This is a genomic window from Lactobacillus sp. M0403 (genome assembly GCF_016101265.1).
Classification (GTDB): domain Bacteria; phylum Bacillota; class Bacilli; order Lactobacillales; family Lactobacillaceae; genus Lactobacillus; species Lactobacillus apis.
Map to the genome: position 1 here is coordinate 558,228 of NZ_JACFQV010000001.1, position 22,375 is coordinate 580,602.

The 22,375-nt window shown below is 37.3% G+C and carries 20 protein-coding genes; 8 read left to right on the top strand and 12 right to left on the bottom strand.

What is annotated here, in order from left to right; all coding sequences use genetic code 11:
• Positions 1-30: 30 nt before the first annotated feature.
• Together H3T48_RS02460 and H3T48_RS02465 are read right to left on the bottom strand one after the other, a co-directional pair.
• A complete protein-coding gene (locus H3T48_RS02460) occupies positions 31-717 on the bottom strand; it encodes a carboxymuconolactone decarboxylase family protein (RefSeq protein WP_198188260.1) in 687 nt (228 codons plus the stop codon).
• A 25-nt stretch (positions 718-742) separates the two neighbouring features.
• Positions 743-1,624: a LysR family transcriptional regulator gene (locus H3T48_RS02465; RefSeq protein ID WP_198188262.1), complete on the bottom strand. Its 882-nt coding sequence runs from the start codon at positions 1,622-1,624 to the stop codon at positions 743-745.
• Between the two features lie 221 nt (positions 1,625-1,845).
• Here H3T48_RS02465 and H3T48_RS02470 point away from each other — a divergent pair, with 221 nt between their 5' ends.
• Complete coding sequence (locus tag H3T48_RS02470) at positions 1,846-2,199, top strand: MerR family transcriptional regulator (protein ID WP_046305774.1); 354 nt, start codon at positions 1,846-1,848, stop codon at positions 2,197-2,199.
• Positions 2,200-2,202: 3 nt separating this feature from the next.
• Here the strand turns inward: H3T48_RS02470 and H3T48_RS02475 are convergent, their stop codons facing one another.
• On the bottom strand, positions 2,203-3,066 hold the full coding sequence (locus H3T48_RS02475; RefSeq protein ID WP_198188264.1) for an alpha/beta hydrolase: 864 nt from the start codon (positions 3,064-3,066) through the stop codon (positions 2,203-2,205).
• A gap of 29 nt (positions 3,067-3,095) precedes the next feature.
• Positions 3,096-4,841: a 1-deoxy-D-xylulose-5-phosphate synthase gene (locus tag H3T48_RS02480; protein WP_198188265.1), complete on the bottom strand. Its 1,746-nt coding sequence runs from the start codon at positions 4,839-4,841 to the stop codon at positions 3,096-3,098.
• 191 nt (positions 4,842-5,032) lie between these two features.
• On the opposite strand from H3T48_RS02480, the gene H3T48_RS02485 reads away from it, so the two are divergent.
• Positions 5,033-5,881, top strand: a complete 849-nt coding sequence (locus H3T48_RS02485) for a helix-turn-helix domain-containing protein (protein ID WP_198188266.1) — start codon at positions 5,033-5,035, stop codon at positions 5,879-5,881.
• Between the two features lie 63 nt (positions 5,882-5,944).
• A complete protein-coding gene (locus H3T48_RS02490; protein ID WP_198188267.1) occupies positions 5,945-6,808 on the top strand; it encodes an NAD(P)-dependent oxidoreductase in 864 nt (287 codons plus the stop codon).
• A 79-nt stretch (positions 6,809-6,887) separates the two neighbouring features.
• Here the strand turns inward: H3T48_RS02490 and H3T48_RS02495 are convergent, their stop codons facing one another.
• The 5 genes from H3T48_RS02495 to H3T48_RS02515 form a co-directional block, all read right to left on the bottom strand.
• Positions 6,888-7,430 (bottom strand): cob(I)yrinic acid a,c-diamide adenosyltransferase, encoded by a 543-nt coding sequence (locus H3T48_RS02495; RefSeq protein WP_198188269.1) that lies wholly within the window; start codon positions 7,428-7,430, stop codon positions 6,888-6,890.
• Positions 7,427-7,942 carry an ECF transporter S component gene (locus H3T48_RS02500; RefSeq protein WP_198188270.1) on the bottom strand — a complete coding sequence of 172 codons (516 nt, stop codon included), beginning with the start codon at positions 7,940-7,942 and terminating at the stop codon, positions 7,427-7,429. The genes H3T48_RS02495 and H3T48_RS02500 overlap by 4 nt, the downstream gene beginning before the upstream one ends.
• A gap of 9 nt (positions 7,943-7,951) precedes the next feature.
• Positions 7,952-8,341 carry a DUF4430 domain-containing protein gene (locus tag H3T48_RS02505; protein ID WP_198188272.1) on the bottom strand — a complete coding sequence of 130 codons (390 nt, stop codon included), beginning with the start codon at positions 8,339-8,341 and terminating at the stop codon, positions 7,952-7,954.
• 34 nt (positions 8,342-8,375) lie between these two features.
• Positions 8,376-10,610, bottom strand: a complete 2,235-nt coding sequence (gene nrdJ / locus H3T48_RS02510) for a ribonucleoside-triphosphate reductase, adenosylcobalamin-dependent (RefSeq protein ID WP_198188274.1) — start codon at positions 10,608-10,610, stop codon at positions 8,376-8,378.
• Positions 10,611-10,862: 252 nt separating this feature from the next.
• Positions 10,863-11,048 carry a hypothetical protein gene (locus H3T48_RS02515; RefSeq protein ID WP_198188277.1) on the bottom strand — a complete coding sequence of 62 codons (186 nt, stop codon included), beginning with the start codon at positions 11,046-11,048 and terminating at the stop codon, positions 10,863-10,865.
• Positions 11,049-11,230: 182 nt separating this feature from the next.
• On the opposite strand from H3T48_RS02515, the gene H3T48_RS02520 reads away from it, so the two are divergent.
• The 3 genes from H3T48_RS02520 to proC all read left to right on the top strand — a co-directional run bounded on the left by H3T48_RS02520 (position 11,231) and on the right by proC (position 13,656).
• The gene (locus H3T48_RS02520; RefSeq protein ID WP_198188284.1) at positions 11,231-11,938 is read left to right on the top strand and encodes a YjjG family noncanonical pyrimidine nucleotidase; all 708 of its coding nucleotides are present in this window, start codon (positions 11,231-11,233) and stop codon (positions 11,936-11,938) included.
• A gap of 65 nt (positions 11,939-12,003) precedes the next feature.
• The gene (locus tag H3T48_RS02525) at positions 12,004-12,867 is read left to right on the top strand and encodes an aldo/keto reductase (RefSeq protein WP_198188285.1); all 864 of its coding nucleotides are present in this window, start codon (positions 12,004-12,006) and stop codon (positions 12,865-12,867) included.
• A gap of 24 nt (positions 12,868-12,891) precedes the next feature.
• Positions 12,892-13,656, top strand: coding sequence for a pyrroline-5-carboxylate reductase (proC, locus tag H3T48_RS02530; RefSeq protein WP_198188286.1), 765 nt, complete (start codon positions 12,892-12,894; stop codon positions 13,654-13,656).
• 85 nt (positions 13,657-13,741) lie between these two features.
• Here proC and H3T48_RS02535 read toward each other — a convergent pair whose 3' ends face one another.
• Both H3T48_RS02535 and H3T48_RS02540 read right to left on the bottom strand, forming a co-directional pair.
• The gene (locus H3T48_RS02535) at positions 13,742-15,319 is read right to left on the bottom strand and encodes an ABC transporter ATP-binding protein (protein WP_198188287.1); all 1,578 of its coding nucleotides are present in this window, start codon (positions 15,317-15,319) and stop codon (positions 13,742-13,744) included.
• Between the two features lie 386 nt (positions 15,320-15,705).
• On the bottom strand, positions 15,706-16,716 hold the full coding sequence (locus H3T48_RS02540; RefSeq protein ID WP_074426426.1) for a D-2-hydroxyacid dehydrogenase: 1,011 nt from the start codon (positions 16,714-16,716) through the stop codon (positions 15,706-15,708).
• Between the two features lie 325 nt (positions 16,717-17,041).
• Between H3T48_RS02540 and H3T48_RS02545 the strand changes: the two genes are divergently transcribed.
• Positions 17,042-17,869 carry an exodeoxyribonuclease III gene (locus tag H3T48_RS02545; RefSeq protein ID WP_074426427.1) on the top strand — a complete coding sequence of 276 codons (828 nt, stop codon included), beginning with the start codon at positions 17,042-17,044 and terminating at the stop codon, positions 17,867-17,869.
• Between the two features lie 81 nt (positions 17,870-17,950).
• Positions 17,951-20,800 (top strand): DUF3427 domain-containing protein, encoded by a 2,850-nt coding sequence (locus H3T48_RS02550; RefSeq protein WP_198188288.1) that lies wholly within the window; start codon positions 17,951-17,953, stop codon positions 20,798-20,800.
• 46 nt (positions 20,801-20,846) lie between these two features.
• Here H3T48_RS02550 and H3T48_RS02555 read toward each other — a convergent pair whose 3' ends face one another.
• Entirely contained in the window at positions 20,847-21,974 is a 1,128-nt protein-coding gene (locus H3T48_RS02555) for a serine hydrolase (protein WP_232349842.1), read from the bottom strand.
• Between the last annotated feature and the right edge of the window lie 401 nt (positions 21,975-22,375).

Genomic DNA, 22,375 nt, shown 5'->3' on the forward strand with positions numbered 1-22,375 from the left:
CAACTGAAGAGCTGTATGGCTTTTTATCAATTATTCTTTTAATGTCTGTGCTTCTTGATGAATTATTTGCACACTATTAATTACAAATGGAAAGCCGATATATGGTAGCAATTGAATTACTGACCAAATTAGTTCACTTTCGTTGTTACCGGCCTTTAAACTTCCACGAGCATGGGCCTTGATTTGAAATTCAACGTTCATGGTAATTAGTGCTAATAGTTCATAGCGCTCACGGTCACGAACATCTAGGGCTTTTCGGTTATAAAAATCGTTGAAAAAGTGTTCCGTTAATGCGTGGGGGATGAAAGTGCCAGCATTATCTGGCAAATCTTTCAGCAGATTTTTAATTTCAGTGCCATATAATTGTGCTTGAACTCGTGCTCCATAGTTTTCATCTGCTTTACTTTCTACAGGTGTCAAAGTGATTTTACGCTCTTCAAATACACTATTTACCCGCTCTAAAGCTTGTTTAACCTTCAGAGTACCAATTACAGGTGCTAATTGATAAAGTACCTCTAAAAGAACTTCAGGGGCAATATTAGCATCTAAAATGTTAGCCACCTGCTCTGGAACAGCTGTCATTATTCCTTGCGTAACACTAGCGATTAATGGAATGATAAAACGATCTTTCTGTAAGTGTTGAGCACAGTTACTGTCCACGTCGTTAAGGTAGCTCTGGCTTAATTTTTGAAATTGCTCTTCTAGTTGATTATTCATGAAAATCTCCGGGTTAATACTATCTTCAATCTTTACAAATTTCTTCTTTTAATGATTTTAAGAACAGCTCAGCAACTGGCGATAAACTAACTTCTCGTTTCCAAATTACTCTAATTGTTTGTTGCAGACTAGGGCATAATTTTTTAAACGTAAGCCCTGAACTTTCTGAAGTATCAGCCAAGTTATCCAGGGTTAGCATTAATGCTGAATGATTTTTGACCATTAACGTACCGTTGAAGTTAAGGTTATAGTCACCAATAAAATTCACGTTATCGTAATAATTACCTAACCAGTTTTGAAAAAGGTGAGTTTGCAGGGCTTGCTGCGAGGTCAAGAGGGAGCGACCGCACAAGTCTTTCGGCGTAATTGCTTCTTTAGCTGCTAGTATATCATCTCTTGGCATTAATACACCCCAGGTATCTTTTTCAGATAAGGTTAAAGAGGCATAGCTGGGTAACGAAATGTCACCAATAATTACGCCAAAATCTGCAGTTCCATTATTTAGCTTTCTTTCGGCGTAACTATAATCGCCGTTTAAGAGATGAATTTTAACGGTGGGATGATCTTTGATGATTTGGCTAATTACGTTCATAATTTGTTGCATCCCGATACTTTCACCTGCTGCAATTGTTAGGTCACCACTAATAAAAGAGGTAGTTTCAAGATTTCTTTTTGTCCTAGAAGTTAACTCCAGTATTTCTTGTGCTTGTTCTAGTAAGTAATGGCCTGCAGGAGTTAGTGTTAAACGGCGCTTTTGCCGGTCAAATAATTTGACGCCGAGTTCTGCTTCTAAATCAGCTATTTGTCTGGAAAGTGCTGGTTGCGAAATTAAGACCTTTTTAGCCGCACGCGTCATGTTACCCTCTTGGGCAACAGCAACGAAATAATTTAAAACGCGTAGTTCCATATAACCTCCTGTTTAATGCATTTTGTTTATGTTGACTGATTATTAATAAGTATTTCACTGAAGAAAAAGTTACAGTTAAAATTTGTATTATTGAGAAAAAATTCAATACGTAATAGGCCACCTAATGTTATTTTGATAGACAAGTAAAAAATCATAAAAAGCGCCTATAATAAACACGATTATAGGTCACCCTTTACTTTTAAATTATTAAGGAAAATAAAATGAAAATATCAGAAGTTGCAGAAAAAGTCGATTTAACCCCAGTAACTCTAAGGTACTACGAAAAAATGGGTCTTATTCCAGAAGTAAAAAAGGAGCACGGTGTTAGAAATTATAGTGAAAATGATCTTAACTGGATCAGTTTTATCAAATGTATGCGGAATGTGGGCATTCCAGTAAAAGACTTACTGGAATATACCGAGTTACTGCAGCAGGGTTCTGATACTAAAAAGGCAAGAAGACAAATTTTGGTCAAAGAACTGCATCGCTTGGAAGAACAAGAGCAGGCCGTTCATTCCACCATCAATAGACTAAAACACAAAATCAGTCTATACGACCAAGGAGAGTTAAAGTAGGTTTCACCATAAAAAGTTGACTAGTAAACGATCAACTTTAGTATTTTCATGTAACTTGCTGTGCTGTGCCTGAGGTCCCGTTATTTCTTTTTCCTGATATGAGCGGGCACGCTTTTCCACTAAATAGCGGTAGGAACGAGCTGAATTTACTGCTACAGAGCCATCATTCCCCTTACCTGTATCGCCGTAAATATTTAATACAGCAGCATTAGTGGGAAACTTTTTTCTTAGGCCTAAAAGTCCGCGGTAGCCCGTGTCCATTTGCGTGGGCTTGCCGTTAGGTTCTAAAACTATTTTTCTAGGTGCATTTTGCTGACCTAAAAAGCCGTTATAATGCCCTGCAATAGAAACTTGTTTATTTAAACGGGGCATGTGCGGATTATCAGCATTGTTTAGTAGATAATAGGCAATTTGTAAGTTACCCATTGAATGGCCCACAAGATTTACTTGTTTGAATTGATATTTTGCTTGCAAAGCAGTGATAACGTTTTTGATGTAATTACTACTCTTTTTGAAAGCAACGGCTTGGTTAGTTTCACCTGTAGAAATGCTTTTGTTGTTGAGCAAATTAACTTCAATGATGGGGTTTTTCGCACCATTTTTAATGGTGCCCCATAAAGAGACCTTACCCGCGGGACTAACATCTGCACGAATAATTGAGTTGGTAAAATTGTGCTGTTTAGCGTAATTAGTCATGCTTTCTTCCGCACGGTAGCTACTGCCCCAACCGTGAACAAAGAGGGTTGGCGTAGCAATAGCTGTTTTATGCTGTTGCTGGCCAGGCTTGTTAATCACATAAAAGCCCAGTATTAATAATAAGGCAGCGATAATTGCACTTATCCCGAAAGCTTTATGTTTTTTGGTCATCGGCGACTCCTAAAAAGGATTAGCGAATCCTATAAACTTTTTTGAACATCTGCGACGATTTGTTCAAGAGTTAAATGATTTTGTTGATAAATTTCTGCTACAGGAGTTTGGTCAGTGTAAACACGGTTTTGCCCGTAGTTGAGTATTTTAACGTCTTTGTTACCCAGATAAGAAGCTACTTTTTGGCCGAACCCACCGTCGAGAATGTTGTCTTCAAGGGTGACGATTACCTTGTGATTGGCTGCCAGTTGGTCTAGTGCTTTTTCATCTAAAATATTAGCTGAAAGTGGGTTAACAAGAGTGGCACCGAGCTTATTTGCTACTTTTTCACCCAATTGATAAAAAGCGCCTAGTCCAATAACTGCTACTTCCTTACCCGGCTTAACTTGGTAGTTAATGGTGGAGTAGTCGGTAATAACAGTTTGGTGATCAGTTTCTGGAACATCGCCAGGAACTTTAATTGCAACGGGATGCTTCTTTTGCTTGATGGCCCATTCAAGCATTGCCTTTTCTTCAGCCAAAGTTGTTGGTGCTAAGTAAATCCAGTTAGGCAAATTAGAAATCATTACCTGATCAAAAATACCAAGGTGAGTTTTCGATTGACTAGAAATAGTGCCACCTGCTACAAGCATTACCACCGGTAAGTCATTGGCAGCAGTATCGTGTGATAATTGATCAAAAGCACGTTGTAAGAAGGTTGAATTTTCCATCAAAACCGGAATGCCGCCTTCTTTGGCAAAACCAGTCGCAAAAGCAACCGACTCTTGCTCGGCAATACCAACGTCAGTGTAATTAGCTGGATATTCATTTTTAAATTCATCTAAATTAAAGACACCAGGAATAGCGGCATTAATGGTCATGATTTTTTGACCTGAATCAATTTGTTCTTTAATAACGTCAAGTGCAACCGACTTGGATGTAGGTTTTTGGTTTTCAGTGGCAAGAGGCTGATCGTCTTCCAAATTAAATGGTGAGACCCAGTGATGTGCTTCTTCGTCTTTGACTGCAGGCTCGTAGCCTTTTCCCTTAAGTGTATTAATGTGCAATAAAATAGGATGATCAACATCTTTAACAGCTTTAAAAGCATCAATCATGGCAGAGAGATCATTACCGTCTGCAACGTAGCGATAGTCAAAGCCCATTGCCTTAAACGGGTTTTCTGCTGTTTGGCCGTTAGAATCACGCAGCTTTTTCAGTGAGGTTACCACGCCACCAACGTTTTTATCAATTGACCATTGGTTATCATTAACTACAACCACTAAGTTGTGTGGCTCAATCGCTGCATTGTTTAGCCCTTCAAAAGCCAAGCCACCTGTCAGTGAGCCGTCACCAATTAAAGCCATAATATTTTCGTGTTGTCCCATTAAGTCACGTGCCTTTGCCATTCCAGTAGCCAGAGCGACTGAGGTTGAGGTGTGCCCAACAGCATAGTAATCATATGGACTTTCGTCAGGATTTGAATATGGTGTTACATCTTCATAATGGTCAGGGTCGAGCCAAGCTTTGGCCCGTCCAGTTAACATTTTATGTGGATATGTTTGATGGGAAATGTCCCAGACCAGTTTATCTTTTGGAGCATCAAATACATAGTGGTAGGCAATGGTAGCTTCTACAATACCGAGATCTGGCCCTAAGTGGCCACCTTCAGCTGCATCCTTTTCAATAATTAATGTTCTGATTTCTTGAGCCAATTTTTCCATTTCGGGGATGCTCAATTTTTTAACATCTTTTGGTCCCGCAATTTTATTTAACAAAAAGTCTTCATGTTTATTCATAATATAAGTGCCTCCTTGCTGTGCTAGTCAGCCAGCTTATTTCAGTAACTGTATAAAAGTTTAATACTTAAAGTTAACTCTAAGTCAAATATAAAATTACTTTTTTATAATTAAAAGTTAATTTTATTCGATTTAAACTATAATTATTATAGTGATAGAAATAATGATGTGACACATTTAAGGAATTGAAGATGACAATTGGTGAATTACTGAAAAAGTTTCGCGTTAAGCAATTGAAAACGCAAAAAGAATGGGCTGCGGGTGTGGTTACGCCCTCTTATTATTCAAAGGTTGAGAAAAAACTGCATCGTATAACGGCAGAGGATTTGATTGCAATTTTGCGGCTTAATCACGTTAAGCCGTGGGAATTTTTTAATCAATTAGATGAAAATCAACAAGCGCAGAATGTTGCGTTTAATGAAATTGAAGAAGAAGTAAATCGAGCATATTATCAAAACAATCCTAAAAAAATTGAAGAGATTCGCCAATACGTGGAGAATAGCGACATAGAGAATAAGGATAAATTACTGCTACTGATCGATTTTAATTTGGCTGACACGCTGAATAATGTAGCTGAATTGAGTGATACGAAAAAAGCGCAGTTAAAGAATTGGCTTTTTGAACAAGATGATTTTGATGAAAGAACACTACGTATGTACATTAACTTTATCTCAATTTATGATTTAAAAAGCAACTTGAAGATTGGCAAAAAGATAGCAGAAAAATTAAAAGGTACAACAGAAACGCGGAAACAGGAGGAGCTCTTAGGTGTTATTATCAATATCTTGATTGTGTGTATTGAGCAAGGAGCCTATGACGAAACTGGATATTTTGTTCAAGCTGCCGAGCATATCAGAACAGTGCCAAAACTATTCTTTTATAAGAACATGCTGGTCTTTTTAGAAAACATGATTAACGAGCACTTTGACCATCAAGAAGAGTATGTGGCTAAATGCCAATGGGCAATCAAAAATTTCGACTTACTAGGAATGCCTGAATATGGCAAAGAAGTAGAACGTTTTTTTAACGAATATCAGTGAAATGAATAATAGTGCTAAGATAAGAATAAAATAGTTAAGCTTGAGCATAGAAGGGATGATTTTATGAAAATAGGTTTTATTGGAACAGGTGTAATGGGTAACGCAATTTGCCTTAATCTGTTAAAGGCTGGTCATGATTTAGTGGTTTATAACAGAACCAAGAGTAAGACTGATAACTTAGTTGCTCAGGGTGCAACTTGGTGTGAGAGCCCTAAAAAAGTTGCTGAGAATGCCGAATTAATCTTTACGATGGTTGGCTTTCCAGCTGATGTTGAAAAAGTTTATTTCGGTGAGGAAGGTATTTTTCAGGCAACTGTTAAAGACAAATATCTAGTTGATATGACCACTTCAAAGCCAGCCCTAGCTCAGCGCATTTTCCGTGAAGGAGAACAGCAAGGAGCAAAAGTTTTGGATGCGCCGGTTTCCGGTGGAGATTTAGGTGCCAAAAATGGCACTTTGACAATTATGGTTGGTGGCGATGAAGCAGCTTACCAAGATTTGGAACCAATTTTTAAAGATTTTGGCAAAACTGTGCATTACTTTGGTGCTGCAGGAGCAGGTCAGAATACGAAGATGGCCAACCAAATTATGATTGCTGGAACAATGACTGGAATGTGTGAAATGCTCGTCTATGCCAAAAAAGCAGGTTTGGATCTTGAATCTGTACTAGAGACAGTTGGAGCAGGTAGTGCTGCTAATTGGAGCTTGAGCAATTATGGCCCACGTATCTTGAAGGATGATTATACACCTGGCTTTTTCAGCAAGCACTTCTTAAAAGACTTACGCATTGCCTTGGAAACTGCCAAAGAAATGGAACTTGAGTTGCCAGCTACTAAAGAGGCAGAAAAATTGTATGAAACTTTGGTTGATGAGCGTGGTCTAGGTGACTTGGGCACACAAGGCTTGATTAAATTATGGTGGAACTAATATTTAGTTCAAAAACAAAAAGAGCAGTTTCAGATTTGGAACTGCTCTTTTTTATGAGTAAGTATAAGTGAATTTTAAGTTAATTGATTTTACTTTTGACTTCTTCTACGCCGTCTAAAACATTAGCATAGCGTGCCAAAATGAAAAGGTAGTCTGATAAACGATTAATGTATTTTAAACAAGCAGGGGCTAATTTTTGCTGTTCATCGTTTAATTTAGCCATTGCACGTTCTGCTCTCCTAGCAACCGTACGAGCATAATGCAAATGGGTCGCGGTAATCGAACCGCCCGGCAAAATAAAGTGGGTAGTTTTTGGGATTTTTTGATTAAGTTCGTCTATTTGTTGTTCAAGGAATTCGACTGTAGCCGCCGTTATTTCTTCGTGTCTTTTAACAACAATATCGCTTTCTAATTCATATAAATCACGTTGTCGATCTTGCAGTGGGTTAAGCAATTCTTGACACTGATCGGATAAGTTAGCAATTACAACACCTAAATAAGAATCTAGTTCGTCGATGTCACCAAGTGCTTCAATTTGTAGGTCATACTTAGGTACCATTTTGCCGGTGACTTGCTTGGTGTAACCTTGGTCGCCGACTTTGGTATAAATTTTAATGGTCATAAAAGCCTCCGTTTGTAGTGATCTAATGCAACATTAAGTGGTTTATATAGAATGGGGTAGAAGACTAAGTTGCCAACTGCATGGTAAGTATCAAAAACTAAGCTTCCAGCCCAGTAGGCTAGAAATGCATTAAAGCCACCAAAAATCGACATCCCGAAGTCTACGAAACAGCCGTATTCCCAACCTAAAAAGACAGCAACGACTAATTGATAAGTAAAGTGCTTTTTTAATGGCGTAAATTTTGCCAGTAATGCAACAGTTAAAACGCAGCCGCCATAGGCTAAGACTTGTGAGATGGTCCAAATGCCGAAGCCTAAGTAAATGTTAGAGATCACCATGGTTAAAATGGCTAGGGCAAAGCCGAACGTAAAGCCCATATTTAACGTTACGATTACCAAAATATCAGTAACTGGCTGAACGTTTGGAACTGGAATAATTTTAAAAATGCGTAAGGCTACGCACATGGCAGTTAAAATAGCAAGCAGTGCTAATTTCTTGGTTGAATCATGCATGATGGCTGATTAGTCGATCTTTGCTAAAGTGAATTTAACCTTATCCTTGTTAGCTACTTTTTGCTCTGCAGCACCTTTAGAAGCAAATTTGCCGTTGATAGTGTAAGTCCAGTAAACCTTTTTAGCTTTATTTTGACTCTTACCATCGATTGAAGTGATGAAGCCATCAGTACTCTTTACTTTCCAAAGCTTCTTAAGACCTTGCATAACAGTTGAGTGCTTAGGCACTTTTACGCTTTTAGTCTTGTAGTTTTTATTATTTACTTTAAGGGTATAAGTAACGCGAACTTTGCTAGCAGCGTCAACTTGTTGAGCATTTTGGGTGCTGCCATAACCGGCAACAGTGAAAGTAAAGATAGTAGCGATTCCAGCAAGAACTGATAATTTGTTTTTTTTCATGATAAAACTCCTATTTTTAATACATAAATTTAGATTATTTAACTGGACAAGCGCCCGATTCACAATCGGTTTGATCAACTAGCTCGATGTCTTTTTGATCATCATGTTGTTCAGCAAAGACAGTAGCAACATCGCCAGATATTTTGGCTTTGCGCTCTTCGTATGTTTTCTTATCAATTGGTTCTTTTGGCGCTTGCTCCAAAGATCCACCATAGTAAGGAAGAAGAGACGTTGACTTGATGACGTTACGATATTGCTTAAATAAAGAGGTGATCTTGTCACCTTCATTGCTTTGGAAAGTGACAGTACAACTAACCGCATTATCGGACCAGTAGGTTTGTAAAAATGCTTGAGTTGCAAACTGTTCTTCAATTGAAACAGTACCTGCAGAAGCAAAGTTTTTGCTGTCTGCATGAGCTGCTCTTAATGGAAATTCTACACAAATAGTATTTGGTGAATAGATATCTGGTTCTGAGTAGTAACCACAAGCATCAAGGGCTTTGAGTAAAGGATCTGAGGCTTGGAATCTGATTCTTTGAATTAGGTAGCCAGCGTAGTGGAAGTGCATACCTTCAGAAGCACCTGCAAGTTTAGCAACAGTACCAGATGGTTTAACAGTGGTGTGTTTGATAGAAGGATTGCAATTTAAAGCCTTACTGTAGTCTTGATCGGCATCAATTACTGCTTGATATGCTTCTTCGACCATTTTGATTCCCTTAGGATCATAAATTGGCTTTTTAATTTTTGCGCCTGTCTCTTCGTCGATACTGTCTTCAAAGCCGGTAACAACCCGATGACCTAAATCATTTAAGAGCCAATCTTGGATACCTGACATTGAAACACCGATTCGTCTGTTCTTGTAGATGATGTTGCGGGAAACTTCCCAGTCGTATTCACTAAAAGTTACACGCTTGGTATAACGGGTAGCCAGTTTGAAGACCTCTTTTAAGTCCCAACCTTGTTCTTCAGCAATGTAAGGAAAAACTTCAAATAAGTTACATGGCTCACCGTTGGCTAGTGAAATCTCACCACATGGGTTTGTTCCTTCAACTTCACCATCAATGCCTTCTTGATAACCATCAATAATACGGCCGTAATTACGTGACAAGTCTAAGTTAACAACACCAGGTTCACCGTTTTCTCTAATACCAGCGGCAATTGGTTCGTATCCATCGAATTTAGCGTCAATCGCAACGCTATTGTTTGAAGCCCAACGGTGATGATATAGCTTATCTTTATCTTGCTTCATTGTGATGAAATCTTGATCATCGTTAGAGCCTAATGCTAATTCAGCAGACCGTCTAACATTTCCTGCAACAACAGTTTTCCCGATTAAGTTGCAAATGTCTGTACCATCAACTGAGGTGATTTTTGTACCAACACGATTATTGATAATGTCGTTAATCTCAAACAGCATTTCGACCAATGGCATTGGGCCAGAAGCAGTACCACCAAAACCGTGAATTTTTGCACCGTAAGGACGAATACCACTGATGTCTAAAACCAACTTCTGTTTATTTTCAGGATTGGTCTCCTTAAAGTGCATATCAATTAAACGAGCATTAGCTAAAACCCAACCTTCACGGGTGTCAGGTAAATCGTAATAGATATAGTCATCCGAATTTTGATTTTGCTTTACCCACTCACTTTTATCAGTTGCTCCAAGCTTAACGGAGTCGTCATAAGAAGCACTAGCCTTATCGATTACAATCGTTAAATCGATTTTATTGTCAACTGAGGGAATTTTTTGGATATTGTCTTGAACGACGGAAAAGCCAACGCCGCCACCTTTCATCAATTGGTCAAAGACGAAAGAAAATGGCATTGAAAGAGCTTCTTGATTTTTGTCCAAATAGTCAGGCACGATATGACTATCACCATATTTCTGTGGTTTGATAGCAATAAACCAGCAATTGTTTAAGGAATCACCATTACGTCTTTGGTAATCAGTCCCAGAAACCCACAAATTCCGTCCTGACGGAGTAGAAGCAAGGCCATAAATAAGCTTGAATAAGCGCTTAGCCTCGTCTGTCAGTTCCTCAACCACATCTTCAGAAGGCGAATCAGTTAAGCGTGGATCAAGGTTAATGTTGCCCTCCACAACACGTTTAACTGTTTCGTCCCATTCTTCAGCGCGATTATATTCAGGAAGCCAGCGTGCATAAGTCCGCTTGTACGTGACCCAGCCAAGTTCTCCCCAGTGAGGCGAAACATTTTGTTTCACTTGATCAATATAAGCCTGATCCAAGCTTATTCTTGCATTTTTCATATACAAAATATCTCCTCATAAAATAACATTTTGTTTCACATACACATCATGTATGGTGTCTAAAAAGACTATAACACAATATCTTGTATTTACCAGCGGATATGCAGCAGTCAAATCCGAACAAAAAAAGATGATTTAAGGCGGCAGTAGGAGAAAAAGATTTTCAAAAAAATCATATAGCAATCAGCGTATAGAAAAAGCACAATAAACTAAAAAAGCTTATTGTGCTTCAAAAAGACTAATAAAAAAGAGTTAACGACCAATTGCTGTGAAGAGCAGGAGAAGCATTCCTCCCAAAATAGCAAAAGGAATTAGTAAATGAATAAAGAAAATGAAGATTAAACCGCATGCCAGTATAAATAATAAAATTTTAATTATCCCAACACCTAGTTTAGCCAGTGCCCAGATCAATGCAAAAATTAGTAATAAAGTAAGCATACTAGTATTTCCTCCTGATTTATTTTGGTAAGCAATTATACCTCAAGCGCATTTACTTAAAATGAGTTTTACCTAAATTTAACAAAAAGATAATTATGTTTTTTATGAGTAATTTACTGGTATAATATTTTTCCGTAGCAGTATTTATTTCCCGGGAAATAATTGGAAAGGATGAAAAATACTTGCGTTTTAGACAAATTATTTTTGATGTAGATGACACACTAATCGATTTCGCGGATACGGAGAATTTCGCGCTCCATCGCCTTTTTAACGCGCATCACTGGCCACTAACAGAGGACTTGCAGCGCCGTTATCACTCATATAATCAAAGCTTATGGCGCCAACTTGAAACTGGTGCATTAACATATGATCAATTGAGCGAAATGGTTTTTCATAATTTTATCAAAGAAAACTATCATATAAATGTTGATGGACTTGCCGTTATGGATGAATATCGTTCATACTTCGGTCAAGCTTATAAGTTGCTACCTGGTGTAGAAGATACGCTTCGCTTTGCCAAAAAGAGTGGGTACGAGTTGACCATTTTAAGTAATGGTGAAGTCTATATGCAACGCCATCGCTTAGAGCTAGCTGGAATTAAGAACTATTTTAATTTGATTATTACTTCTGAAGAAGCAGGTTATTCAAAACCTGATGCTCGAATTTTTGATTACTTTTTTGACCGGGCGGAATATGGTCCTGAAGAAACAGTATTTTTTGGAGATGGTTTACAATCAGACATTTTAGGTGCAGAAAACTATGGTTTTAGCAGTGTCTGGTATAACCATCGCGGGCGAAAAAATAACATGAATTTACATCCTTTGTGTGAAGTGAAAACATATCCCGAATTCGTGAAACTGTTAAAAAATGACTTTGAAAGAATTAATTAGCAATTTGTCAAATTTGATGTGGCAGCATATATATTATTCGATATAATATAACAGAGGTGAAAATAATGACTGTCAAAATTAGTTCTTTAAATGATAGATATTTTTTAAATAACGGAGCTAAGATGCCTACTATAGGTTTCGGAACTTGGCAAACGCCAGATGGCGATGTTGCCAAAAACTCCGTTATTGATGCAATTAATGCGGGGTACCGTTTGATTGATACTGCTGCTGCTTACGGCAACGAGGAGAGTGTTGGTAAGGGCATTAAGGAAAGTGGTATTAACCGTTATGATTTATTTGTTACAACTAAATTGTGGAATGATAAGCATGGCTATCAGGAAACAATTCAAGCAATTGACGAAAGTTTAGAAAAACTAGGGTTAGATTATCTTGATCTGTACTTAATTCACTGGCCAAATCCAAAAGCAGTGCGTGATCATTGGGCAGAATTAAACGCAGAGAGTTGGCTCGCAATGGAAGATCAGTACAAGGCAGGAAAGCTTCGTGCGATTGGGGTTTCAAACTTTAGACGTGAGCACATGGATGAATTACTAAAAACCGCTTCTATTCGTCCAGCTGTCAATCAAATCTACTTAAATCCGAGTGATATGCAGGAAGACGTTGCTTCATATAATAATGAACTTAACATTTTAAGTGAAGCATATAGTCCATTAGGAACAGGCGGCTTAATTGGAAATAAAACTGTTAGTGAAGTGGCTGAGCATTATGGTAAAACTCCTGCTCAAGTACTCTTACGTTGGTCACTTCAACATCAGTTTGCACCACTTCCAAAATCTGTTCATACTGATAGAATAAAAGAAAATGTAGATATTTTTGATTTTGTAATCGATGAAGAAGATATGAAGACTTTGGACGGGTTGCATGGTGCTGCTGACCTTGCAACTGATCCTGATAAAACAAACTTCTAAAGTTAACAATTAAGGTGAAGAGCAATGAAAATAGGATTCATAGGTACCGGTAAAATAGGTAAAGCAATTATTTTGGGCTTATTGCAAGGAGATATCGCTAACCAAGATATTTATGTTTTTGGTGGTGGACATCCATCAGCCGAAAAAATTGCAGCTGAATTGCACTTGAATTTAATTAATGACTATGCAGACTTTAAAGAATGTCAGGCTGTCATTGTTGCAGTGGGTGGTTCAGTAGTGGAAACTATTTTTGCAGAACTTGGTCAAAAATACCATGGCATTATCTTATCCACTGGTGGTGGTGATTTAGAAAAGGTAAACCATGAATTACCTAATGGCTCTTCTTTTGTCAAAATTGTGCCAAATACACCAGTTCAAATCGGTGAAGGAATTACAGCAATTAGTTTTGCTGCAGGAGAAAAGCCTGAAGTAATCAAGACTGTAAAAGATCTGTTTGAACAAATGGGTGATGTTTACGTTGTGCCGGCCGACTTATTAGGCATTTATGGTACTGTCGCAGGTTGTACTCCAGCATATGTCGATTTAATGATCGAAGCACTGAGCGACGCAGCCGTTCAAAATGGGGTAAAACGAGCAGAATCCTACCAAATCATTGAAAAAATGCTCTTAGGGACTGCTAAATTAGCATTAACTAGTGGTAAGCTTCCTGAAGAATTAAAAGATGAGGTTACTACTCCTGGTGGCTCTACCATCAGAGGCGTTAATAAGTTAGAAGAAAAAGGTTTTCGTGGAGCATTAATTCAGGCACTTAATGCTTCGGCTAAGTAAAAATTAGCAAGATTACTTAATTATAGGAAGACAAAATAAAAGGCACCGAGTAAGTAAAATCGGTGCCTTTTATTTTGTCTATTGTTTACTTAGCTTGGTAATCCGCTAAATTGATTACCTGGTCATACTTGTCTAAATCAGCAACTTGATAGTGATGAATTACTTCTACAAAGGTTAAATTTGAATCCAATAATATTTGATGAATTGCGGCTGAAGTGGCTTGATCAAGCGAAGCGTTGATTTCATCAAGTAACAAAATTGGACGTTTTGATAAAATTGCTCTTGCTAATTCAATTCGCGCTAATTGCCCACCAGATAGCTTGTCGGCGTTATCCCCTAATTGGTAATCAAAGCCTTTCTCTTCTACCATGGTATCTAACTCTAATTGCTTGCAAACTTGCTCAACTTCATCCACAGGTAGTTTTTCACCTAACGTTAAATTGAACCAAAGTGTATCAGCAAAAATAACCGGTGATTGACTGGAATATGCAAATAGATTTGATATTTGATTAGCTTTGACTTTTTGATTATCAATTAAAATATTTGATGCTGTTCCGAATTTATTAGACATCATAAAATACAGCAAAGTGGACTTACCACTGCCAGAAGGACCAATAACTGCTATCTTTTCTCCAGGTTTAATAGTTAAATTAAGTCCACCGAAAAGTTGTTTTTTGTCCCTTTCTAAACAAATATTTTGCCAACTTGCTTGTTTAGTGAAAGTGCAGTTGATTGATGACTCTTTGGTATCTGCCAAGTCTAAATAATAATTAACCTTTTTCACAATATCTTTAGTCGTTGATAAGTGATTGCGTTCTTCTAAAATTTGCATAATTGGTTTAATAAACGAATTTGCTAACTGAACAATTGCAAATAGGACACCCATCGTTGTTTGTCCGTGTAATACCATTAACCCACCTAAATATGCTGGAATAACAAACGTACCATAAATTCCTACAAAGCCGACAATTGTTTGAATATTATTACTCAGCAGATTCATCTTACACAGAGCTTCTTCTAATTTTGAAACTTTGGGTAAATTTGAAGCAACAGCATTAGCTTGCTTGTGATATAGCTTTAATGAATCGGTTCCTGCTAAGATGTTTTTTATTTGACTGACATACCTACTATTAGCTTCGGTCCACTGATTTGAAGCTTTACGTATCGGCTTTTGTAATAAACCTGAAGCTAGTATTGGAAGAGCAGAACCGATTAGGAAAAATATCGTCAAAATCGTATTAATATATAATGCGTAAATTAATGAAATCACAACTGTCACAAAATAAAAGGCAATATTAATTTCGGCATTGAATCGGTTAGTTTCTAACAATTTAAAATCATTGGTTAAAAAACCTAAAGCTGAAGCATTATCTTCTTTAGACGTTTCTAACATTCCTGCGAGAATTTTGGTTCTCAAACGGGTATTGACTTCCTGAACAGCATTATTTTTTAAATAATTGTAGCCTAACTCAGCTACTAAAACGATTAAGAATAAAATTAGGGCAACTAAAAACATGTGAGGAAGCGCATGCAAGTTTTTATCCGCTAATGCATTTGTCATAGTTTCTAACACGTAAGCCATCACGATATTTTGTGTGCTAGCAATTATGCCAAGTACTACAAGCGCTGCAAGCTTCCATTTATTATAATATCTAACAATCATAATTTCTCCTTGCCTAGTATTAGTAGTAATTGCTTATTTTAAATCATTAACTAATAATTAAATTTCGGTATTCACTAGCTCCTATCCAGTGATTAGGAGAAGAAGAATAAGTTGTTCTAAATTATTGTAGAAATCTTTCCGATAATTAAAAGTACCTTCTTTAAAACTGATAATAAATTCATCATTTTAATATAATACCATTCTTTATATTAAAAATTAAATATTTTTTAATTTTATATACTGTACTTACTGTTTTTAACTGCTCTTAGCAAGATTACTTAATAATGAAAGACAAAATAAAAGGCACCGAGTAAGTAAAATCGGTGCCTTTTTATTAAAGTCAAATCATTAAATGTGTTTAAGAAGGGAAATAAGTTTTTATGAAATTAAAATTCTTTATCCAAATCAACTGGAGTGTCAGGAGTTTCACCCTTGATTAACTTCAAGTTGTTGTCAAATGAGTTGATAACCATGTTACGAACAGCGTGTGTTGTGTAGAATGCTGTGTGAGGAGTTACCAAAACGTTTGGACGAGCGATTAAGTCAGCTAAACGCTTGTCAGGTAATTCTTTATTAGAGAAGTCTTCGTTAAAAATACCAACTTCACCTTCATAAGTATCCATTACGAAGCCGAAGATCTTACCTGAATCAAGGCCACGAATAACTGCATCAGTATCAACAAGAGGACCACGTGATACGTTAACAATAACAACGTCATCTTTCATCTTCTTGATTGATTCGTCGTTAATCATGTGGATGTTTTCAGGAACATCAGGTACGTGAAGTGAAATTACATCAGATTGAGCGTAAAGTTCATCTAAAGTATCTACATAGTAGCCCTTCTTCTTAAGAATAGGGTTTTGGAAAATATCGTAGGCAATAACTTTTGCGCCAAAGCCTTCCATAATTTTCATGAATACTTGACCAATATGTCCAGTACCAACAACACCAACAGTTTGGTCACGAACTTCACGACCAATTGTAGGAGCCCAACGTAAATCATGCTTAGCAAGCTTTTCGTCCATAGCTTTATCTTGACGTAAAACTCTAGCTGCTTGAATAGCTGCATGTTCAGCAATAGCATCTGGTGAGTATACAGGAACATTAGTTAATTTAAAGCCAAGTTCCTTAGCCTTCTTTAAGTCAATGTTGTCGATACCAACGTTACGGATTGACCAGTTACGAATACCAAGTCTGTCTAAAGCTTCAATTGTGTCAGCTTTGTAGTCTAATTGTTGGTAAGTAACAACACCATCAGCACCCTTAGCTAATTCAGCAGTTTCAGGTGTTAAAAGTTGATCAGTGTATTCAACATCAACATCTCTGTGAGCGTCGCTCCACTCGCGAACATAAGGCTCTTCGTCTTTACGAATCGCATAAGCATAAATTTTAGTCATAAAATCTAACCTCCAAAAATCGTTATTACTTTCTCTTGTGCTATTATACACTTGTGCTAACTGAATTAAAAATATAAAAATGTGAAAAAGATAATTTTCGAAAAAAGTTGATTTTTCAATAAGCGCTTACATTTATTGAGTACCAACTAATTAAGCTAGAATACTCATTTAAATAAGTTTTTCTAAAAGTCGTGAAATTGGTAACAATTTTTCTTTTATGTAAATAGTGCAACTATTAATAATATTAGGTAAATTTTTCAATGAATCTTTGTGCCAGTCATAAAAAACTATATAATGTAGAAGACGGTTTTAAAAGGAGAAAAAAATGATCTTAATTTCATGGAATATTGATTCATTGAATGCCGCTTTAACGGGGACCTCTTCAAGAGCTGAGGAAACACGCAAAGTTTTGGCAAAAATACATGATCAGGATGCAGACATTATTGCAATTCAAGAAACTAAATTGCGTGCAACTGGTCCAACTAAAAAGCACTTAGAAGTTTTAGCAACGGAATTTCCTGAATATGAAATAGTGTGGCGTTCTTCAGAAGAGCCAGCACGTAAAGGCTATGCCGGAACAATGTATCTATACAAAAAGGAACTTAAGCCCGAAGTGACTTTTCCAGAAATTGGTGCTCCAGAGCCAATGGACCAAGAAGGTCGCATTATTACATTAGAGTTTCCAGAGTATTTTGTTACCCAAGTTTATACACCAAACTCTGGTAATGGTCTGAAAAGATTACAAGAGCGTCAAATTTGGGACGAAAAATATACTGAATACCTAAAAACTTTAGATGATAAAAAACCAGTTTTGGCAAGTGGCGACTATAATTGTGCGCATGAAGAAATTGATTTGAAGCATCCAGATAATAACCATCATTCTGCTGGCTTTACCGATGAAGAGCGTGCAGGCTTTACTAAATTGCTTAATGCTGGCTTCACTGATACTTTTAGAGAAATTAATGGTAATGTTGAAGGTGTTTATTCATGGTGGGCTCAAAGAATTAGAACTGCCAAAGCCAATAATTCTGGCTGGAGAATAGACTACTGGATTACAAGTAACAGAATTGCTGACAAGGTAAAGCGTTCAGAGATGATGGATACTGGCGCACGTGCCGATCATTGTCCAATTTTGCTAGATATTGATTTGTAAAACATAGATTAAAAGAAATCCATGAATTTGGATTTCTTTTTCTTTTTATTTATTACATATAGAAGGTTTTGAGGAAATTAGATGAATAAACCGTTGCAAGATGCGATTCTTAATGGCTTATATGATCAAACGTATCCGGGGCATGAACTACTCAATCCCCAGCTTTTGCAGAATACGAAAGATTCTAATATCTGGTTAACTATTAGGCAAGAACTTTTGAGCTGCCAAGGCTTTACGTGGGCAGTTGCATTTATTACGCAAGATATGCTTGTGCCATTCAAAGTAGTAATGGCTGATTTAGCTAAAAAGGGTGTCTCGGGTACCTTAATTACGGGTGATTATCTTGCCTTCAACGATCCAAAAGTTTTCCATGAACTCTTAAAAATTGAAAATTTAACGATAAAAATCGCTTCTCCACGGGGTTTTCATGCCAAAGGCTACCTTTTCCAGCATGAAAATTGGCAAACAGTTGTCATTGGTAGTGCAAACTTTACTCGTGCGGCATTACTCAGTAATTATGAATGGGCGTTAAAAGTCAGCTCCAAGAAAAATGCTGCATTAGCGGAGCAGCTTGCAACTGAACTGAAAAGGTTAAGTCAAGAGAGTCAGCCACTATCACTGGAATGGCTGAAAAATTATGAAGATAATTGGGTAAAACCTGCTCAATATCAGTCAAGAAAATCCCAAAAAGTAGCTGCTAGTCAACCAATTGAACCAAATCAAATGCAAAAGGCTGCGTTACAGGAATTAGATGGTTTAGTTGAAGAGGGTAAAAATAAAGGGTTAATTGTTTCAGCGACTGGAACAGGTAAAACTTATTTGGGTGCTTTTGCTGCGCGTAATTTTAAGCCACATAAATTTTTGTATGTGGTACACCGTGAGCAAATTGCTAAAAAGGCACTAGATAGCTTTTACCAGGTTATTGGCGGTGATCGAAAAAATTATGGGTTATTGACAGGCCATAAGCATGATTTAAATTGCCAATATACTTTTGCAACAGTTCAAACGTTGAGCCAACCTGAAGTACTGGATAATTTGCAGACAACTGAATTTGATTACATTTTAATTGACGAAGCACATAGAGCGGCTGCACCGAGTTACCAACGTGTTTTTGATAAATTCACGCCTAAGTTTTGGCTGGGAATGACTGCAACCCCTGAGCGTATGGATAATCAGGATGTATATCAGTTGTTCGATTACAATTTAGCCTATGAAATTCGCTTGCGTGGGGCATTAGAAGAAAAAATGCTTGCACCGTTTCATTATGTTGGGGTTGAGGATTACGAAGTCGATGGCGAAAGCATTGATGAAACGGCCAATCTCCGCCGTTTATTAGCACCAAAACGAGTGGACTACATCTTAAAGCAAATTGGTTATTATGGCTACTGTGGTGATCAAGCTAAGGGATTGGTTTTTTGCAGTAGACAAGAAGAAGCGCGCGAGCTAGCAGAAATTTTTTCAGCTAAAGGACATCCAGCAATTGCGCTGACTAATGAAGATAGTGAAAAAAGAAGACTGCAAGTCGTGCGCCAACTCGAAGAGGGAAAAATTGAATATATTATTACAGTTGATCTCTTTAACGAAGGAATCGACATCCCGGCACTGAATCAGATTGTGATGTTGCGTAATACGCAATCAAGCATTGTGTTTATTCAGCAGCTTGGCCGAGGTCTGCGTAAGTATCCTGGAAAAGACTATGTAACCGTCATTGATTTTATTGGTAACTATAAAAATAATTACCTGATTCCGATTTCTTTGAATCAAGACGACAGTAGAGACATTGACCGTGTACGCGAAGAGAGTACTTTGCCTGGATTTATTGATGTTTCAACAATTAACTTTACGCAAGTTGCTTCCAGCAAGATATTGGCATCGCTCGACCGAATAAAGCTCGATAGCATAAAGGAACTGCGTCAGTCTTATATTGAGCTAAAAGAAAAAACGGGTAGACCACCGCTTTTATATGATTTTTATCGTTATGGCTCGACTTCGCCTGAAGTTTTTGCTAATAACCACGCTTTGGCTCATTACGGTGAGTTTTTAGCTAAAATGGGTGAGCCGATAAAGTTGACTGAATATGAGAGTGCCGTTTTATCGTTTTTAACGAAAGAACTGCTGAATGGAAAAAGACCGCATGAACTGCTACTGCTCAAACAATTATTGACAGCCAAGTCAGTCAGCCAAACTGAGTACGAGCAGGTGCTGCGCGATTATAGCGCGTATGTTAATTCTGCTGTTTTAAACTCAGTTGATGATATTTTGACGTTGAATTTCTTTGATATTAAGCAAGGAAAGACTACCAAGAAAGAGCAATATGGCGATCAAGCACTTATTGAACGACCAGATTTGTTCACTTATCAACTAGCGCCGCAAGTAGAGGAAGCACTTAATCATAACCAGCAGTTTAAGCAATTGTTTACCGATGTTGTTAAAACTGGTTTGGCGCTTAACCAAAAGTATGATAACCAAAAGCAATTCACGCTTTACGAGCAATATGATCGAAAAGATGCTTGTAGGCTGCTTAATTGGCCGAAGGATGTTTCTGCACCAATGTACGGTTATCGTGTTGATAAAGATGAAACGCCGATTTTTATTACTTATAAAAAGGACTCATCAAAAAAGCGGAATGCTGTGTACAACAATACTCTAGAAGACGGTCGTTGCTTAAGATGGTACACACGATCGCCACGTCATATAGATTCTGATGAAGTCCAAAGATTATTGAATACACCCGAAATGAAGCTTCACCTATTTGTTAAGAAAAGTGATGCAATTGGTAAACAATTTTTCTATCTTGGCCAAGCGGAAATTCAAAAAGAGACCGTTAAAGAAGAGCAATTAGGTCCAAAGAAAAAGGCTGCGGTTGGGATGAATTTGCTACTTAAACATCCACTTGAAGCCAAAATGTATGAACTACTATTTGAAGAATAAGAAAAAAGCTTCTTTATGATTAAAGAAGCTTTTTTAAATAGATAATTTATCTTGAAACAAATGTATTAGGCTTGATGTGCTGAAGGATTTCATAGCCTACATCTTTTTCGTCGTTTTCAACATCATTAGTCTGATTTAAAAACATGACAATGCCGTTTTGATTATCGGTTGTTAGTTGAACCCAAGTACCAAAGTGGAGTCCATAGAAACTACCATAAGCAGATTTGAGAGTTTCTTTATTTCTTAAATACATTCCGCCACAGTAATCTGTGGCCTTACTCTTCAAGTGAGTTAAGTAGTAAAAATCATCCTTACTTAGGATACTACCGTCACTTAAGCCAACCTGTATTTTGTAATATTCGTCTGTTGTGGTAAATAAGTTACCGGCGCCAGGAATTTGGGAGGCAAGGCTGGCTTTAACGTAACTAGACTGCTGGTAGTTCTTGCCGCCATTTGAATAGTAAGAAATAGGATCTGTTATTCCCTTAGGGATGCCTTGGTAAAGGTATGTTCTTTGCAAGTTAAGCTTTTTAACAATGCGACTTTCAAAGTTATCTTCATAAGACTTTCCGGTAACTTGGCGAATGATGCCAGCAAGTAAAATGTAGTTACTATTATTGTAATGATAATTACCTACACTATCTGCTTTAGAAGCGTTGATATTTTTAACAACCCAGTCAATTGAGTCTGCTTCGGAATAAACAACCCCCCGATCAATTTCGGTTTGCGTAGCCGTAATACCAGAAGTATGTGACATTAGATTGCCAACTGTAATATTGCTAGCATTTTTTAAATTAGGATACCAACGTGAAATCTTTGTGTTTTGGGTAAAAGATTGATCCGTATTTTTGGTTTCATTAATTAGTTGAACAATCATGGCGGCAGTGACTACTTTTTGTAATGAAGCGGACGGATAGGTAACATTTTTACTGCCATTACCGATGCGCTTGCCGTACCAAGCATAGCCATAACTAATTGTTTGTGGCACACCATCTTTTACCACAGTCACGATGCCACGAACATGATGCTTTTTAAAAGTATTCCTAACAAAATTGTACATTTCGGTTTGACTGTTAGTTGTGGGTGTCGCACTAACCGAAGTAGCAGAAAGAGCAGTTGACGCAGAAGCACCGATAACTAATGCTGCAGCCAAAGCGATAAATTTACGTTTCAAGATATAATATTCTCCCTTACAGTTATTAAGATGTATTATAGAACGTTCGCTTTAACAAAGATATGTGAAAAAGGTTAATTTTCGTTAACAAAGCAGAAAAAGTTTAAATTGTTAAAGCAACAATGTAATATTTGCAAGAGTTACAGGAAAAATCATTACGAACATGCGGTTTTTAAAAATGCTACAAAAAAATTAGCAAAAAGTACTTGCCAAAAAGAGAAATAGTTGCTAGTATTAATAACTGTCGTCAGGACACAGGGCACAACAGCTCGAGCGTTTAGGCGATAAAAAAATCGAGCAAAACCAGTTGACAAAAGTTAGCAGGTTTAGTAAGATAACAAACGCTGCTAAGGCAAGCCGGCGATAAAGGTCAGAAAAAAGTTCTTGACAAAGAGAACAAG

What these genes read in the sequence shown, in the direction of transcription:
- H3T48_RS02485 (WP_198188266.1), top strand. Translation starts at nt 5,033, where the DNA reads ATGACAATTGGTGAATTACTGAAAAAGTTTCGCGTTAAGCAATTGAAA.
- proC (WP_198188286.1), top strand. Translation starts at nt 12,892, where the DNA reads ATGAAAATAGGATTCATAGGTACCGGTAAAATAGGTAAAGCAATTATT.
- H3T48_RS02515 (WP_198188277.1), bottom strand. Translation starts at nt 11,048, where the DNA reads ATGCTTACTTTATTACTAATTTTTGCATTGATCTGGGCACTGGCTAAA.
- H3T48_RS02495 (WP_198188269.1), bottom strand. Translation starts at nt 7,430, where the DNA reads ATGACCATTAAAATTTATACCAAAGTCGGCGACCAAGGTTACACCAAG.
- H3T48_RS02490 (WP_198188267.1), top strand. Translation starts at nt 5,945, where the DNA reads ATGAAAATAGGTTTTATTGGAACAGGTGTAATGGGTAACGCAATTTGC.
- H3T48_RS02475 (WP_198188264.1), bottom strand. Translation starts at nt 3,066, where the DNA reads ATGACCAAAAAACATAAAGCTTTCGGGATAAGTGCAATTATCGCTGCC.
- H3T48_RS02540 (WP_074426426.1), bottom strand. Translation starts at nt 16,716, where the DNA reads ATGACTAAAATTTATGCTTATGCGATTCGTAAAGACGAAGAGCCTTAT.
- H3T48_RS02470 (WP_046305774.1), top strand. Translation starts at nt 1,846, where the DNA reads ATGAAAATATCAGAAGTTGCAGAAAAAGTCGATTTAACCCCAGTAACT.
- H3T48_RS02460 (WP_198188260.1), bottom strand. Translation starts at nt 717, where the DNA reads ATGAATAATCAACTAGAAGAGCAATTTCAAAAATTAAGCCAGAGCTAC.
- H3T48_RS02545 (WP_074426427.1), top strand. Translation starts at nt 17,042, where the DNA reads ATGATCTTAATTTCATGGAATATTGATTCATTGAATGCCGCTTTAACG.
- nrdJ (WP_198188274.1), bottom strand. Translation starts at nt 10,610, where the DNA reads ATGAAAAATGCAAGAATAAGCTTGGATCAGGCTTATATTGATCAAGTG.
- H3T48_RS02465 (WP_198188262.1), bottom strand. Translation starts at nt 1,624, where the DNA reads ATGGAACTACGCGTTTTAAATTATTTCGTTGCTGTTGCCCAAGAGGGT.
- H3T48_RS02500 (WP_198188270.1), bottom strand. Translation starts at nt 7,942, where the DNA reads ATGCATGATTCAACCAAGAAATTAGCACTGCTTGCTATTTTAACTGCC.
- H3T48_RS02525 (WP_198188285.1), top strand. Translation starts at nt 12,004, where the DNA reads ATGACTGTCAAAATTAGTTCTTTAAATGATAGATATTTTTTAAATAAC.
- H3T48_RS02550 (WP_198188288.1), top strand. Translation starts at nt 17,951, where the DNA reads ATGAATAAACCGTTGCAAGATGCGATTCTTAATGGCTTATATGATCAA.
- H3T48_RS02505 (WP_198188272.1), bottom strand. Translation starts at nt 8,341, where the DNA reads ATGAAAAAAAACAAATTATCAGTTCTTGCTGGAATCGCTACTATCTTT.
- H3T48_RS02480 (WP_198188265.1), bottom strand. Translation starts at nt 4,841, where the DNA reads ATGAATAAACATGAAGACTTTTTGTTAAATAAAATTGCGGGACCAAAA.
- H3T48_RS02535 (WP_198188287.1), bottom strand. Translation starts at nt 15,319, where the DNA reads ATGATTGTTAGATATTATAATAAATGGAAGCTTGCAGCGCTTGTAGTA.